At 29.7% G+C, this 16,468-nt stretch carries 12 protein-coding genes; all 12 read left to right on the top strand.

Annotated elements, in window-relative coordinates; translation table 11 throughout:
* Positions 1-158: 158 nt before the first annotated feature.
* The 12 genes from ACQPUW_RS13680 to ACQPUW_RS13625 all read left to right on the top strand — a co-directional run bounded on the left by ACQPUW_RS13680 (position 159) and on the right by ACQPUW_RS13625 (position 16,367).
* A complete protein-coding gene (locus ACQPUW_RS13680) occupies positions 159-821 on the top strand; it encodes a Pr6Pr family membrane protein (protein WP_430838055.1) in 663 nt (220 codons plus the stop codon).
* Positions 822-877: 56 nt separating this feature from the next.
* Positions 878-1,324, top strand: a complete 447-nt coding sequence (locus tag ACQPUW_RS13675) for a C-GCAxxG-C-C family (seleno)protein (protein ID WP_430838054.1) — start codon at positions 878-880, stop codon at positions 1,322-1,324.
* Between the two features lie 406 nt (positions 1,325-1,730).
* Positions 1,731-4,556 (top strand): excinuclease ABC subunit UvrA, encoded by a 2,826-nt coding sequence (gene uvrA / locus ACQPUW_RS13670; protein WP_430838053.1) that lies wholly within the window; start codon positions 1,731-1,733, stop codon positions 4,554-4,556.
* A 165-nt stretch (positions 4,557-4,721) separates the two neighbouring features.
* Positions 4,722-5,198, top strand: coding sequence for an FHA domain-containing protein (locus ACQPUW_RS13665; RefSeq protein ID WP_430838052.1), 477 nt, complete (start codon positions 4,722-4,724; stop codon positions 5,196-5,198).
* Positions 5,199-5,216: 18 nt separating this feature from the next.
* Positions 5,217-6,437, top strand: a complete 1,221-nt coding sequence (locus tag ACQPUW_RS13660; protein ID WP_430838051.1) for an FtsW/RodA/SpoVE family cell cycle protein — start codon at positions 5,217-5,219, stop codon at positions 6,435-6,437.
* Position 6,438: 1 nt separating this feature from the next.
* Entirely contained in the window at positions 6,439-7,914 is a 1,476-nt protein-coding gene (locus ACQPUW_RS13655; protein WP_430838050.1) for a peptidoglycan D,D-transpeptidase FtsI family protein, read from the top strand.
* 127 nt (positions 7,915-8,041) lie between these two features.
* Positions 8,042-9,532, top strand: a complete 1,491-nt coding sequence (locus ACQPUW_RS13650) for a diguanylate cyclase domain-containing protein (protein ID WP_430838049.1) — start codon at positions 8,042-8,044, stop codon at positions 9,530-9,532.
* A 63-nt stretch (positions 9,533-9,595) separates the two neighbouring features.
* Positions 9,596-11,473, top strand: coding sequence for an excinuclease ABC subunit UvrC (gene uvrC / locus ACQPUW_RS13645; RefSeq protein ID WP_430838096.1), 1,878 nt, complete (start codon positions 9,596-9,598; stop codon positions 11,471-11,473).
* 90 nt (positions 11,474-11,563) lie between these two features.
* Entirely contained in the window at positions 11,564-12,475 is a 912-nt protein-coding gene (gene murB, locus ACQPUW_RS13640) for a UDP-N-acetylmuramate dehydrogenase (protein ID WP_430838048.1), read from the top strand.
* Positions 12,476-12,793: 318 nt separating this feature from the next.
* A complete protein-coding gene (gene hisC, locus ACQPUW_RS13635; RefSeq protein WP_430838047.1) occupies positions 12,794-13,897 on the top strand; it encodes a histidinol-phosphate transaminase in 1,104 nt (367 codons plus the stop codon).
* A gap of 215 nt (positions 13,898-14,112) precedes the next feature.
* Positions 14,113-14,991, top strand: a complete 879-nt coding sequence (gene rapZ, locus ACQPUW_RS13630; RefSeq protein WP_430838046.1) for an RNase adapter RapZ — start codon at positions 14,113-14,115, stop codon at positions 14,989-14,991.
* Positions 14,988-16,367 (top strand): gluconeogenesis factor YvcK family protein, encoded by a 1,380-nt coding sequence (locus tag ACQPUW_RS13625; RefSeq protein WP_430838045.1) that lies wholly within the window; start codon positions 14,988-14,990, stop codon positions 16,365-16,367. The genes rapZ and ACQPUW_RS13625 overlap by 4 nt, the downstream gene beginning before the upstream one ends.
* The last annotated feature ends 101 nt before the right edge of the window (positions 16,368-16,468 follow it).

Genomic DNA, 16,468 nt, shown 5'->3' with positions numbered 1-16,468 from the left:
AGGAAAAGAAAGTAATTACTATTTTGATAGTAATTACTTTCTTTTTCTTATAATAGTTTAAATGAAATCCTATAATACAGTTTAATTGCTAAAATGTTTGACAGTCAAAATAAAGTTTATATAATTATAAAGAGAGTTAAACAATACGAGGTGAACAAATGAATAAAGTACATAAAATTTGGAGAGGAATAGCTGGAATTATTATATTATTAGCTATATTAGGATCATTTACTAACCAAATGTTAGTTAGTGAAATACCAACATATACGGGAAGGGTCCTAGGATTTTTCTCATATTTTACAGAGTATAGTAACATATTAGTAATACTTTGGTTTATAAATAAAGCTTTTTTAGGAGAAAGAATACAATTCTTAAATAAAGATAGTGTAAGAGGTGCAATAACACTTTATATATGCATAGCAGGAATAGTATTTTTCTTTGTTTTAAATTCAGCTTGGAATCAGCACGGAATAGAGAAGATTCAAAGTTATATACTACATGGATTTTCACCAATTGCCTTTATTTTAGATTGGTTACTTTTAAGTAGAAAAGGAAGCTATAATTATAAAGATATTGGCATGTGGATTATATTTCCTATAGTATATTTATTTGGAGCGTTATTTATAGGAAATATTATAGGATCATATCCATATCCGTTTTTAGATCTAAATACTATAACATTTGCTGAATTTTTAAATTATCTAGTATTTTTAGTTATAGCATTTATAGGTATGGCATTTATTATAGTTAGTATAGACAAGCTATTAGGAAAACTAAGTGGTGAAACTAAAAGAAATGTTAAATTTGTAGAGAATAACTAAGGCTTTTAATTATATATGTTAAAATTATAATGTATATAATTAAGGAGGGATTTAGTTTGACTAATGAAGATATTAAAAGAATTAGAGAAACTGCTGAAAATTATTATAGAGTAGGTAGTTTCTTTTGCTCAGAGGCTATAGTTAAAACTTTAAAAGACGAGTTCATGCCAGAACTAAGTGATGATGTTGTTAAGTTTGCATCAGGATTTCCAGTTGGAATAGGAAGATCAGGATGTACATGTGGAGCATTAGCAGGAGCTGTTATGGCAATTGGAATGATGTTTGGTAGAAGTGAAGCTGGTGGAAAGGAAGTAGACAAGACACTTCAATTATCTAAAGAGTTACATGATAAGTTTAGGGAAGCTAATAGAGTGACTTGTTGTAGAATTTTGACTAAAGGATTAGTTATGGGTTCACCAGAACATAAGGATCAGTGTGTGAGATTTACAGGAGATATGGCTGAAGAGGCTGCTAAAATTATTATAAGAGAAAAGAATCTATAATACATATAAAGAAAGATTAGATAGAGCTAATCTTTCTTTTTTTATAATTAGAAAAATATATAGGTGGTTTAATGGAAAGAAAGTATCTAAATGGAATCTAGTATTACTTAGATAAGAAAGTAAAAAAAGAAAGTAAAATACTATTAATTCATATAATCAGAGTATAAATCTCTATACCTTTAAGTTACATACCTTCTAAATATGAGCAAATTTATTATAATTTTAACAATTCTTAAAAATTACTTAGGAATCATACTTGTTACTTAATAATAGAAAAGACAAGTGATATAATTGACAATAAGATGAGATAAATTTAAAATTAACTTATGGGAACTTATGTTCGAGAATTAATTAGTAAATATAAGTCTAAAATAAAGCTATAAGTTAAAAGAGAGGTAACAATAATATGAAGGATAAAATCATAATAAAAGGAGCTAAAGTACATAATTTAAAAAATGTTAGCTTAGAAATACCAAGAGATAAGTTAGTAGTATTTACTGGACTTTCAGGTTCAGGTAAATCATCATTAGCATTTGATACTCTTTATGCTGAAGGTCAAAGAAGATACGTTGAATCATTATCAGCATATGCAAGACAGTTTCTTGGTCAAATGAACAAGCCTGATGTTGAATATATAGAAGGATTATCTCCAGCAATTTCAATAGATCAAAAAACAACAAGTAAGAATCCAAGATCTACTGTGGGTACAATAACAGAAATATATGATTATTTAAGACTTCTTTATGCTAGAGTAGGAATACCACATTGCCCTAAATGTGGAAAAGTAATAAGTCAACAATCAGTAGATCAGATTATAGATAAAGTAATGGAACTTGAAGAGAGAGCCAAAATACAAATTCTAGCTCCAGTTGTAAGAGGTAGAAAAGGAACACATGAAAAGATATTAGAAAATATCAAAAAGAATGGTTTTGTTAGAGCGAGAATAGATGGAGAAATATATGACCTTACGGAAGAAGATATAAAACTTGAAAAGAATAAAAAGCATAATATAGAAGCTGTAGTAGATAGATTAGTTATTAAAGAAGGCATAGAAGGAAGACTTACAGATTCTATAGAAACTGGTTTGAAGTTAGGTGAAGGTCTAATTATAATAAATGAAATAGGTGGAGAAGATACTTTATATAGTGAGAAATTCTCATGTCCTGATTGCGGAATAAGTATAGAAGAGTTAGCACCAAGAATGTTCTCATTTAACTCACCATTTGGTAAATGTGATTATTGCGATGGACTTGGAACATTAATTGAAATAGATGAAGATTTAGTTATTCCAAATAAAGATCTAAGTATTATGGAAGGTGCAATTGCTTGTTGGGGTGAAGGAAGATTAAAAGATGATTCATGGACATTCTCATTCTTAAAAGCATTAAGCAAAGAATATAATTTTGATTTAAATACGCCAATAAAGGATTTGCCAAAAGATATAGTAAATGTACTTTTATATGGAACAGAAGGAAAGAGGTTAAAAGTAGATTACGCGAAAGAAGGAGTAAAAGCTACTTATAATTCTGTTTGGGAAGGTGAGATTAACGCTCTTCAAAGAAGATACAGAGAAACTAATTCTGACCTTATAAAAGGTGAGATAGAACAATATATGAGCAATAAGCACTGTCCTAAATGTAAAGGGGCAAGACTTAATAAAGAAGCTCTTGCTGTAACTGTTGGAGATAAAAATATTTATGAATTCACTGAGCTTTCAATACAAGAAGAGTTAGATTTTATAAATAACGTTGAATTCTCAGAAAAGAATAAAATAATAAGCGAGCAAATAGTAAAAGAGATAGTAAGTAGATTAGAGTTTTTAGTGAATGTAGGATTAGATTATTTAAATCTATCAAGAAGCTCAGGAACTTTATCTGGTGGAGAATCTCAAAGAATAAGACTTGCAACTCAAATAGGTTCTGCGCTTATGGGAGTTTTATATATCTTAGATGAACCTAGTATTGGACTTCATCAAAGAGATAATGATAGATTAATTAAGACATTAAAGCATTTAAGAGATGTAGGTAATACTGTTATAGTAGTAGAACATGATGAAGATACTATAAGAGAAGCTGATTATGTTGTTGATATTGGACCAGGTGCAGGTGAACATGGTGGGAATATTGTTGCAGCAGGTCCGATGGAAGAGATTAAAAAATGTAAAGAATCAATAACTGCTCAGTACTTAACTGGAGAGAAGAAAATAGAAGTACCAAGTGAAAGAAGAAAAGGAAATGGTAATAAGATTACTGTTTCTAAGGCTAAGGAAAACAACTTAAAAAATGTTACAGTAGATTTTCCACTTGGAATGCTTACTATGGTTACAGGAGTATCTGGATCTGGAAAGAGTACTTTAGTAAATGAAATTCTTTATAAAGGACTAAATAAGTTAGTAAATAGGAGCAAGAATCCAGTTGGAGCTCATAAAGAAATTAAAGGATATGAAAATATCGATAAGATAATTGATATAGATCAAAGTCCAATAGGAAGAACTCCAAGATCAAATCCAGCAACATACACTGGAACATTTGATATAATAAGAGAATTATTTTCACAAACGCCAGAAGCTAAAATGAGAGGATATAAGCCAGGAAGATTTAGTTTTAATGTTAAAGGGGGAAGATGTGAGGCTTGCTCTGGAGATGGAATAATAAAGATAGAAATGCAATTCTTATCAGATGTATATGTTCCATGTGAAGTTTGTAAGGGAAAGAGATACAACAGAGAAACATTAGAAGTTAAGTATAAAGGTAAAAATATAGATGATATTTTAAATATGACAGTAGAAGAAGCTTTAGAATTCTTTGAACATATACCAAGAATTAAAAATAAGCTTCAAACACTTTATGATGTAGGACTTGGATATATAAGGTTAGGTCAACCATCAACTCAGCTATCAGGTGGTGAGGCACAAAGAATAAAGCTTGCATTTGAACTTTCAAAGAGAAGTACAGGTAAAACATTGTATATCTTAGATGAACCAACAACAGGTCTTCATATAGATGATGTAAATAGACTTGTTCAGATACTACAAAGATTAGTAGATGCGGGTAATTCAGTTGTAGTAATAGAACATAATTTAGATATGATAAAGTGTGCTGATTATATTATAGATTTAGGACCAGAAGGTGGAGATAAAGGTGGTACAATTATAGGTACTGGAACACCGGAAAAAATATGTGAAATAAAAGATTCATATACTGGATATTATCTACGTAAAATATTAAAGTAAACAAAGAAAACAAAATATTATAAATTAATTAACTAGCTTTTAGAAAAGTTTACTATGAAAGCTAGTTAATTACTCATGTAAGCAATAATTGTAATATAAATGTAGGAATTTAATATTATTTTGGTGTATAATCAAAAAGATAAAGTAATTTTTCGAGGTGAAAAGATGGATTTTTCAAAATTTATTGCAGTCGTATTTGGAATAATTTTTATCGTACTATTATACTTTATAATAATTTATGCCTTAAAAATAATGGCCAAAGATGTTAAGAGTGGAGGGAATACACCAACTAATGCTAAAAGTAATAGCAATACTAAAAAACCTATTCCTTCGAAACGAAGACATCATGGAATAGAGATAATAGAAATAGGGGATAATACGGCATTAAAGGTAGGCTCAGTAATACCGATTAGGGATGTAACCACAATAGGGAGAAGAGGTAATAACACAGTAGTGTTATCAGATCAATATGTATCAGGTAATCATGCCAAAATAATGGTAAAAAATAATGCGCTAATATTAGAAGATTTAGGAAGTACAAATGGAACCTTCTTAAATGGTGAAAAAATAAGCGGAAGAGTTAAGCTATTTACAAAGGATCAAATAGCTATAGGAACAGCAGTATTTAAAGTACTGTCTTAAATGGCGTGAGGTGATTTAATGTTTAAAGGTAAGAAAGAAACCACAATGCTAGTCTTAACATATTTATTATGTATAGCTCTTTTCACAAATTTAGCTATCATAAAGGATCCGATAGACAAGAATGCACTATATTTTGGCGGAATATTATGTGTGGTTATTTTTATTGCACATTTCGTTGTAAGGAAGTTCTATCCAGATGGTGATAAATTTATTCTTACATTTTCATGTGTATTAGTTGTTATAGGAATAGCTATGTTATATAGAATAAACCCTAAAGTTGCAGAGAAACAACTTTTATGGTTTTTATTAGGTATAGTTATTTATATGATAATCTTAAAAGCATTTCCAGACTTTAGAAAGTTTGCTAAGTATAAAAATTTATATATGTTAGCAATCATAATCTTTATGCCAATGGCTCTTATAATTGGTACAGAAGTCTATGGAGCAAAGAACTGGGTTATAATTGGACCCGTAAGTTTCCAACCATCAGAGTTTGGTAAGATAGCTCTAGTATTATATCTATCATCAGCCCTTAGAGAATATAAATCAGGGGACAATTCCAAGAATAATATAAAAAATCTTATTCAGCCAGCATTAATAGTAATGTTTAGTTTAGGATGTATGGTGCTTCAAAGAGATTTAGGGTCAGCTTTAATATTCTTTGGGATATCAATAACTATGTTATATATTGCAACAGGAAAACTAAAGTATATTCTTAGTTGTTTAGCACTTTCAGCTGTAGGTTCAGTCGCTGCATTTAAGATGTTTGGGCACGTAAGACAGAGAGTTGAAATATGGCAAAATCCTTGGAAGTATGCACAAGATCAAGGTTATCAAATAGTTCAAGGGCTTTATTCAATTTCATCAGGTGGAATGTTTGGGTCAGGGCTTGGGCAAGGTTATCCAGGATTTGTACCAGTAAATACAACAGATTATATTTTTGCAATAATATGTGAAGAGTTTGGTATAATCTTTGGAATAGGTATAATGATTGTATATTTCTTATTATTCTATAGATGTATAAGAACAGCCTTTGTTACAGATGATGAATTCCTTCAACTTAATGCAGTTGGGTTTAGCGCTATGCTAGCTTGTCAGGTATTAGTTATAATCGGAGGAATATTTGCAGTAATTCCTTTAACAGGTATAGCACTACCACTTATAAGTTATGGTGGTTCATCAATGATTACAATGTTCTTTGCATTAGGTATATTACAGAAGATTTCAGAGGAGGGCTAGGATGAAAGGTGATATTAAAGATAGTGTAAAAAAAGTAATGATTGTATTTTTATTTTGCCTTGTAGCTCTTATTTCATATATAGCTTATTTCCAAGTGTTTAAGGCCCCTAAGATAGCAGAAATGCCAGGAAATCAAAGGGCTTGGGCTAAGAAAAATGAGGTCTTAAGAGGGGAAATATTAGATAGTAATGGAAAAGTAATAGCTAAGAGCGTTAGAGGGAAGAATAATGTTCAAAATAGAGAGTATGAAATGAATTCTTTATATGCGCATCCAATAGGGTATGTTAGTAATGTATATGGAGAATCAGGTCTTGAAGCTGCTTATGATAAGCAATTAACTACAAGCAATAATGCGTCAGTAGGATTTAAAAAATTATTAAGTGATCCTAGTATGGAAAATCTAAAGGATGCTTTCTTTACTAGAGAAGATAAGGCAAAAGTTGGGAACACTGTTGTAACAACTTTAGATACTAATCTTCAAAAGATAGCGTATGATGCACTAGGTGATAATAGAGGTGCTGTAGTTGCACTTGATCCTAAAACAGGAGCAGTTTTAGCAATGGCATCTAAGCCAAGTTTTAATCCAAATAATCTAAAAGAGGAAATGGATAAAGCTAATGCTGGAAAGGCTGAAAATAGTCCGTTAATAAATAGGGCTATCAGTGGATTATATCCACCAGGATCAACATTTAAGATTGTTACAACTGCAAGTGCTCTTGAAAACATACCAGGAATTCAAAATAAAACATTTAATGATACTGGAAGTATTAAATTTAAAGATGGAAGAACTATGAGTAATGCAGAGGGTGCATCTTATGGAAATATAGATTTAAGAAAAGCTTTTATAGTTTCAAGTAATGTAGTATTTGGAACTCTAGGAATGGATCTTGGTAATGAAAAACTTATGAAAACGGCAGAAGCTTTTGGATTTAATAAAAATGTTCCAGCAAATGGATTTACAATAAATCAAAGTACATTCCCTAAGGAAGTTGATCCAGGTCAATTAGCTCAGACAGGTATAGGTCAAAGTTCAATACTTGCTACTCCAATGCAAATGGCTTTAGTAACATGTGCTGTAGCTAATAAGGGAGTTATAATGCAACCAGACCTTGTAAGTAAGGTATTAGATCAAGAAGGTAATGTAGTAGAAACTATTAAGCCAAAAGAGTTTAGCAAAGCTATGAGTGAAAGTGATGCTAATACTATTAAAGGATATATGCAAGGCTTAGTTGAAAAGAATATAAAAAATGGTGTATGGAGTTACTTAAAAGGAACTAATGCTGCTGCAAAGACTGGTACAGCAGATCATAATGACGCAAATGGTAATCCATTAAAACCACATTCATGGTTTGTAAGTTTTGCACCAGCTGATGATCCTCAAATTGCAATTGCTGTAATTGTTGAAAATGGAGGATATGGAGCCGGTAAAGCTGCAGATGTCGCAGGAAAAGTTATAAATGCAAAATTAAATAAATAGTTATGATAATAGGGATATCTTTAATAGATATCCCTATTTTATTATAAAGAAAGTTAATCTGAGTTTATATAAAGTACTAAGAGTGCAAATACTATAATAAAAGTATTTTATGCAGGGATTGATTATTATGATAAATAAGAGGGTTGAGTTTAATGGGAAAAACACTTTAATAAAAATAATATTAATAATTTTATTAAGCATTTTAGCATGTATATCAAATATAATAAATTTAAATATCTATGGTATTAATATTAGTATAGTATCATGTGTACTACTTATCATATTAAATCTTTATGGATTTAAATATGCTGGAATTGTTATTATATCAATATTAGTAATGACTTATTTTACTGGGGATATTTATACTTATAAATTATTAATGGTATTTGAAATTATGTTTATAGGAATTCTAAATAGAATAGGTATAGTGAAAAGAGTGTTTTTAAAAGATGTAATCTATTGGATAATCTTTTTATGCTTAATCTTTATATCATCAAAATTAAATCTACTATATATAAATTTAAACATATCATCAAAGTTTATTATTCTAAATATTATTATAAACGGATTATTAAATGCTTTAATTGCAGATATAGTCATAGCTTACATATCGATTAATTTTATTACAGGAGAAAATAAAAATTATACAATAAGAGCTAAAGATATTATTTTTCATATTGTATGTATTTCTATAGTTATTCCATTTATTTTTGATTTTTTATTGAGTTGCAGAAGTGTATATAAGGAATTGAATATAAATATTATGCAGACTATAAATGATAGCTTTGATATTACTAGAGAAAGAGCAATAATATTAGATGAAGAAATTATTAAAATTAAGTTTTTAGCAATTATAGTATTAATTATATTTGCTTTAATTAATTACATAAAAAAAGCACTGCTAAAAGATATCGGAAATCTACTATCAATAATAGGAAATACACCTAATAATTTAAGCCAAGGGGAAATCATCGAATGGTCAAAAAGTAATATAGAAGAAATCGATATGATTATATGCGACTTTGAATTAATGGTTTATAGATTTAGATGTATTTTACATAGAAGTGAAGAATTAAATAAGCTTCTAGAGAAGCAAGCGTATACAGATTCATTAACAGGGCTTAAAAATAGATTAAGTTTAAAGAAGTACTTAGATGAAATAGAAAGAGGAAGTGATAAGACATTCATTGTAGCACTTATGGATATAAATAAATTTAAGCGTATTAATGATACTTTGGGTCATGACGTAGGCGATGAGTTGCTACTTGAAGTTTCAAGCAGGCTAATTACTTTAATAAATTCAAAGACAAATATCTTTAGAGTTGGTGGGGATGAATTTATAATAATAAAAGAAAAAGATAATAAAGAAGATGTACATAAATATGGCGATAAGATTATAAGTCTATTTAAAAAAGATTTTTCATCAAAGGATATTAATTATAAGATAGAAGCTAGTATTGGAATTAGTATTTATCCAGATGATAATAAAAATATAAACTCTGTTATTAGATATGCAGATATAGCTATGTACAAATCAAAAGAAATTGGATATGGATATTTTAAAATATTTGAGCATGGTATGGTTAAAGAATTTGAAGAAAAAGGAAACAAACTATAGTTGCGTTAGATGATATAATTAGTATATAAATGTAATTAAACAAAAGATTAGGAGGGGGTTAAAATTTTCGATTTTGAATATCAATTAAAAATATTACCTGATAAGCCTGGAGTCTACTTAATGAAAAACTCGTTAGGAGAAGTAATATATGTTGGTAAGGCTAAGGTTTTAAAAAATAGAGTAAGACAGTATTTCAGAAGTTCTAAGAACCATTCAGAAAAAGTAAGAGCAATGGTTAAGAATATAGCTGAATTTGAATATATAATAACAGACTCTGAGATGGAAGCTTTAATCTTAGAGTGTAATTTAATAAAAAAGTATAGTCCTAAATATAATATTTCATTAAAGGATGACAAGTTCTATCCATTTATAAAGATAACTGCAAATGAGGACTTTCCTAGAGTATTTGTAACAAGAAATTTTGCAAAGGATGGAAATAAGTATTTTGGACCATATACAAATGGTGCGGCAGTATATGAAACGATAAATTTAATAAGAAAGGTATTTCCTATTAGAACTTGTAAAAGAGCTATAAAAGAAGGCGGTGAACTTACAAGACCATGTTTGAATTTTCATATTAATAAATGCAACGGACCTTGCGGTGGGTATGTATCAAAAGAAGAGTATGGAAAGATGATTTCTTCAGTTATAGATATTTTAAATGGCAAGGATAAAGAAGTAACTGGTGAACTTAAAAAGAATATGGAGAAGGCAGCGGAAGAGTTTGAGTTTGAAAAGGCGGCTTCTTACAGAGATAAAATTTTAGCAATAGATGCATTAGTTCAAAAACAAAAGATGTTTAAAGTAACAGATGAGGATGAAGATTTCATAAATATATATAGTGACGAAAAAGATAGCTGTATTCAAGTATTTTTCTCAAGAGATGGAAAGATCACAGGAAGGGAACATTTTATGATAGAAAATACTGCTGAAGAAGAGGTAGAAGAGGTTTTAGCTAAATTTATAGTTAACTTTTATAGTGGGATGGCTAAAGTTGCAAAGAATATATATTGCCCAGAAGTTTCGGATAAGGATGTACTAGAAGAGTTACTAACAATAAAGAGAGGATCTAAGGTTTGGATTAAGACTCCGCAAAAGGGAGAAAAAAAGAGTATGTTAGAGATGGTTAGGGAAAATGCTAAGATAACTTTAGAACAATTTAAGGATAAGATATTAAAAGAGAAAGAAATAAATAAGATTTCATTAAGTGAGCTTGCCAATTTACTTTCATTAGATGATATGCCGCGTAGAATAGAAGCCTATGATATATCTAATATACAGGGGGTAGATTCTGTTGGGAGTATGATTGTTTTTGAAGATGGTAAAGCGAAAAACAGTGATTATAGAAGATTTAGAATAAAAACTGTAAAAGGTGCCAATGATTATGATAGTATGAGAGAAATATTAGAGAGAAGATTCTCTCATGGATTAAAAGAGATTAAAGAGATACAAGAGAGAGAACTTACATTTTCAAAAGGAAAGTTTTCAAATTTTCCAGACCTTATAATGATGGATGGAGGAAAAGGACAGGTTAATATTGCATTAGAAGTTCTAAAAAAGCTTGATATAGAGATTCCAGTTTGTGGTCTTGTAAAAGATGATAAGCACCAAACTAGAGGAATTATATATAAAAATGAAGAGTTAATAATAAATAGAAGTTCAAATCTTATGCAACTTATAAGAAGAATTCAAGATGAAGTTCATAGATTTGCTATTACCTATCATAGATCTCTTAGAGATAAAAGAACACTTCATTCAATATTAGATGATATACCGAATATTGGAGCTAAGAGAAGAAAGGAGCTTCTTATGAAATTTGGAAGTGTTGATAAGGTGAAAAATGCAAGCTTGGAAGAATTGTTAGATGTTCCAGGTATTAACAATAAAGCTGCGAAAAGTATAATAGAATACTTTAGAGGTGATGAAAATAAGCAGAATTAAAACAAATGTAAACTTTAAGTACTTGTTTTAATTTCCAATTTAGAATATACTAAATAATTGTAAAAAATATATTTCAAGGAGTTTTTATGGATGAATAAATACAGAGAATTATTCAAGGACATATATTCAGAAAATCAAATAGAGTTTAACGCTAATATGAGCGAACATATATATTTCAAAGTCGGAGGACCTGCTGACGTATTACTTACACCAAAGACGAAGGACCAAATTGTTAGGACTATAAAGGTTTGTAAGGAAAATAATATACCTTATTATGTTATAGGAAATGGTTCAAATTTACTTGTTAAAGATGGTGGTATAAGAGGTGTTGTTATAAAGCTTACAGAACTTAATAACATAGATATATCAGAAGGTAAGGTAATAGCAGAAACAGGAGCATTATTAAAAGATGCTTCTAAAATAGCATTAGAGCATAATATGACTGGATTAGAGTTTGCATGTGGTATACCTGGATCTATTGGCGGAGCTGTATTTATGAATGCAGGAGCCTACAATGGAGAGATTGCAGATGTAATTGAAAGTGCTGAAGTTCTAACAGAGGATGGAAAGATTATAAATTATACTAAAGAAGAATTAAATTTAGGATATAGAACATCAAGAGTAATGGAAGAAAAGGCAATAGTATTAGAAGCTGTATTTGCGCTTCAAGGTGGAGATCATGAAAAGATAAAGGCTAGAGTTGATGATTTAACTGAAAAGAGAGAATCAAAACAACCTCTTGAATATCCTTCAGCGGGAAGTACTTTTAAAAGACCAGAAGGACATTTTGCAGGTAAACTTATTCAAGATGCAGGTCTTAAAGGTTACTCAATAGGGGGAGCTGCTGTTTCACAAAAGCACTCAGGTTTCGTTATAAATAAGGGTGGTGCAACTGCAAAAGATATACTTGATCTTATAGCACACATACAATCTGAGGTTAGAAATCAATTTGGAGTTGAACTTCATCCAGAAGTTAGAATAATCGGAGAAGAAAAAAATTAGAAATTTTTATATATAAAAGGAGCCTATGAAAAATGGGCTCCTTTTATTTTGGGAAAATTGTATTAGTAGATATAAAGTGTTTAGAGTAAGTTTAATTTGTTAAATTTATGGGGATAGTATAATATTATATTTATAGCATTAGTATTTTTTTACAATATTATTAGTTATTTCGTATTAAAGATTAAAATTTGTATAAGAATTTAATTTATTGTTATTCTAGCAATATTTTATGCATTATTAAGCAATAGCGTAAATAATAAGATAAATATATACTAAAGTATATTAAAAAGGGGGGACTTCCTAGTTAGGAAGGAAAATATGGAAAATTTGATAAGGAAAGAAGTGAAATCCCTTTCACCATATGTAGCAGGAAAACCTATAGATGAGGTTAAAAGGGAATATGGAATTGAGCGAGTAGTTAAACTTGCATCCAATGAGAATCCATATGGGTGCTCACAGGCAGTTAAGAAAGTGATTAATGAATTAGTTGATGAGACTAATTTATATCCAGATGCAGCATCACATGATCTTAAAGAAGAGATAGCTAAAACATTTAATGTAGATAAAGATATGGTATTCTGTGGGGCAGGATCAGATTCTTTAATTAAAGATATATGTCTTACTATATTAAATGAAGGTGATGAAAGTATTATGGGAGAGATTACTTTTCCAAGATACGAATCAAATACTTTATTAATGGGAGCAAAGCCTATTAAAATTCCAATGAAGGATAATAAGTTAGATATACAAGGCATGGTAGATGCCATAACTGATAAGACAAAGGTAATTTGGTTTTGTAATCCTAATAATCCTACAGGAACAATATTTACAGAAGAAGAATTTCTTGCACTTATTGATAGGATACCTAAAAGTGTATTGATAGTTATGGATGAAGCTTATGAAGAGTTTGTTCAATCAGATAAATTTCCAAATACATTAGAACTTATGAAGACTCATAATAATATAATTTTATTAAAGACATTTTCTAAAGCTTATGGATTAGCATCTTTAAGAATTGGATATGGAATAGGTGAAATTAACTTTGTTCAGTACTTAAATAGAGTTATTAATGCCTTTGATTCAAATTTATATGGACAGAAAGCTGCTACAGAGGCTTTAAAAGACAAAGAATTCTTAAAATATGTAATTGAGAATAATGAAATTCAAAGGGAATATTTAAAGAGAGAGTTCAAAAAGCTTGGACTTAAATATTTAGATACTCATGCTAACTTTATTATGGTAAATGTAAATGGCGATGATAAAAAGATACATGAATACTTATTATCTAAAGGATTTATAATAAGACCTGGATTTTTACTTGGTATGCCAGGGTGGATAAGAGTATCAATAGGTCTAGAAGGTGACAATAGAGAATTTGTTGAACTTCTAGAGGAAGCAATAGAGTATAGAAATAATAATTAATGAATATAGGCGTTATGTTATACATAGCGCTTTTTTAATCTAGTAAAAAGTTATATAAAATTTGCAATTGACAAGAAGTAGAGAGTAAATTAATATAAAGATTACGTTAAAAATTATTAAGGATTTTTATCCATCATTGCAAGTTGTAAATAGTATATCGTGATTTGCATATATGATATAATGAGATAAATTAATCGTAAAAGGAGGAGTAGGTTATGAGATTTGTAATAGTCACAGGATTATCAGGAGCCGGCAAGACAGAAGCAACTAGAAGTTTAGAGGATTTAGGTTATTTTTGTGTGGATAATTTACCACCACAATTAATACCTAAGTTTGCTGAAGCGTGTAATAATGGAAGCATTGAAAAAGTAGCAATTGTTACAGATATAAGAGGTGGAGTATTCTTTGATGATTTATTTGAAAGCTTAGTATACTTAAAGAGCAACGATTTTAAGTATGAAATATTATTCTTAGAAGCATCAAATGAAGTTTTAGTTAAGAGATTTAAAGAAGCTAGAAGAAGTCATCCTCTTTCACCAAAATCTCGTGTTCTTACAGGAATTACTGAAGAGAGAAATAAACTAAGAGAAGTTAAAGATAGAGCAGATGTGATAATAGACACATCAAAATATGCAATTAGAGACTTAAGAGAAAAAATGAATAGTTACTATGGTTCAAGTGAAGAACCAGATAAAGAATTATCAGTAACTGTATTAAGTTTTGGATTTAAGTATGGAATCCCTGTAGATTCAGACTTAGTATTTGATGTAAGATTTATTCCAAATCCATTCTACATCCCAGAGCTTAAGCAATACTCAGGTAATGAGGAGCCTGTTAAAAAGTATGTTTTAGAACAAACAGAAACAGTGGAGTTCGTAGATAAACTTACAGATATGCTTAAATTCTTAATTCCAAATTACAGTAAAGAAGGAAAGAGACAACTTATAATATCAATAGGATGTACAGGAGGAAGACATAGATCAGTTGCTATAGCAAATAGAATACATGAACTTCTTTCATTGGAAGGATACAAAACAGGTATAGAACACAGAGATATATCTGAAGATGTCAATAAGGGAGAAAAGAAGCTATGAGGCTTTCTGATTGGTTTAAACCGGGTATTAAAGTTAAGAGGTGGATTGCCTTTGGACTTTTTGGGATTTTGTTAATTGCATTTGGATTTAATGAACTTGTTACTCATAGAGTTTATGATATTTATTATAAATTATTTTATATATGTCTTAATGTAACAGGAGTATTTGTAATATATATATCAATTACAGAAGGAATTAAATCAGTAATTGCACTTATGAATAAGGGTTATATAAGAATGTCATTAGATAGCAAGAAAATAGAGACTCTTATAACAGAAAAGAGACTTTTGGTTAAAGGTCCTAAAATAGTTGTTATAGGAGGGGGAACGGGTCTATCTACTATGCTTAGAGGGCTTAAATACTATACATCTAATATAACTGCAATAGTTACAGTGGGTGATGATGGTGGAGGATCAGGTGCTTTAAGAGAGGATCTTGGGATGCTTCCACCTGGAGATATAAGAAACTGTATTTTAGCATTAGCGGATATGGAACCATTAATGGAAGACCTACTTCAATATAGATTTACTGACGGAAGACTTAAGGGGCAAAGCTTTGGTAATTTATTTTTAGCGGCTATGGATGGAGTTTCTGGCAATTTTGTTGATGCAGTTCAACAAATGAGTTCTGTTCTTGCGGTAACTGGAAAGGTACTTCCAGTTACTCTAGATGACATGAAACTAGTAGCTAAATTAGAAAATGGTAATATTGTTGAAGGTGAATCAGATATTCCAGAAGAAGCTTTAAGACAAAAATCTAGAATAAAAAGATTATCTATTGAACCTAGTGATGCAAAACCGTTAGAAGAAGCATTAGAAGCTATAAGAGATGCAGACGCTATAGTAATGGGGCCTGGTAGTCTTTATACTAGTGTACTTCCTAATCTTTTGGTTAATGGTATTGTAGGTGAAATAAAAAAGAGTAATGCATTTAAGATATATATTTCAAATGTTATGACTCAACCAGGAGAGACAGATGGATTTAAAGTAACTGATCATATCAATGTATTAAGGAAATATGGTGGAAAAGATATAGTCAACTGTGTAATTGCAAACGTTGGAAGTATCAGTGATGATATGAAAGAAAAGTATAAGGATAAAGGGTCTGAGATTGTTAATATTGATAGAAAGAGTATTAAAGATCTTGGAATTGATATAGTAGAAAAGAATCTTGTAAGAGTAAGTAAAGGGACTATTAAGCATGACTCTGATTATTTAGCTCAAGTTTTAGTTGAAACTATTATGGAGAAGAAGCTTCTTTATGATAGAAGAAAGATTATTGAATATATGTATCTTTCTCAACGTATAAAAGAAAGAGATAAGACTGAAAAGAAGTTTAAAAGAGATAGTTCAAATAAAGAGAATTCAAATAAATAATAAAAACCAGCAAAGTACTTTGCTGGTTTTTATTAAGTTTTTAACATATTAAGTATCTGACTAAATTTATAATGTAAAGGCAAATGGGGGGCTAAGCAATG

Origin of the sequence: Clostridium sardiniense, assembly GCF_050584765.1 — a bacterium.
In the GTDB taxonomy this organism is placed as follows: Bacteria; Bacillota; Clostridia; order Clostridiales; family Clostridiaceae; genus Clostridium; species Clostridium sardiniense_A.
This window is presented reverse-complemented; position numbering and strand designations above follow the sequence as displayed.

What these genes read in the sequence shown, in the direction of transcription:
- ACQPUW_RS13655 (WP_430838050.1), top strand. Translation starts at nt 6,439, where the DNA reads ATGAAAGGTGATATTAAAGATAGTGTAAAAAAAGTAATGATTGTATTT.
- ACQPUW_RS13660 (WP_430838051.1), top strand. Translation starts at nt 5,217, where the DNA reads ATGTTTAAAGGTAAGAAAGAAACCACAATGCTAGTCTTAACATATTTA.
- hisC (WP_430838047.1), top strand. Translation starts at nt 12,794, where the DNA reads ATGGAAAATTTGATAAGGAAAGAAGTGAAATCCCTTTCACCATATGTA.
- murB (WP_430838048.1), top strand. Translation starts at nt 11,564, where the DNA reads ATGAATAAATACAGAGAATTATTCAAGGACATATATTCAGAAAATCAA.
- rapZ (WP_430838046.1), top strand. Translation starts at nt 14,113, where the DNA reads ATGAGATTTGTAATAGTCACAGGATTATCAGGAGCCGGCAAGACAGAA.
- uvrA (WP_430838053.1), top strand. Translation starts at nt 1,731, where the DNA reads ATGAAGGATAAAATCATAATAAAAGGAGCTAAAGTACATAATTTAAAA.
- ACQPUW_RS13680 (WP_430838055.1), top strand. Translation starts at nt 159, where the DNA reads ATGAATAAAGTACATAAAATTTGGAGAGGAATAGCTGGAATTATTATA.
- ACQPUW_RS13625 (WP_430838045.1), top strand. Translation starts at nt 14,988, where the DNA reads ATGAGGCTTTCTGATTGGTTTAAACCGGGTATTAAAGTTAAGAGGTGG.
- ACQPUW_RS13665 (WP_430838052.1), top strand. Translation starts at nt 4,722, where the DNA reads ATGGATTTTTCAAAATTTATTGCAGTCGTATTTGGAATAATTTTTATC.
- ACQPUW_RS13650 (WP_430838049.1), top strand. Translation starts at nt 8,042, where the DNA reads ATGATAAATAAGAGGGTTGAGTTTAATGGGAAAAACACTTTAATAAAA.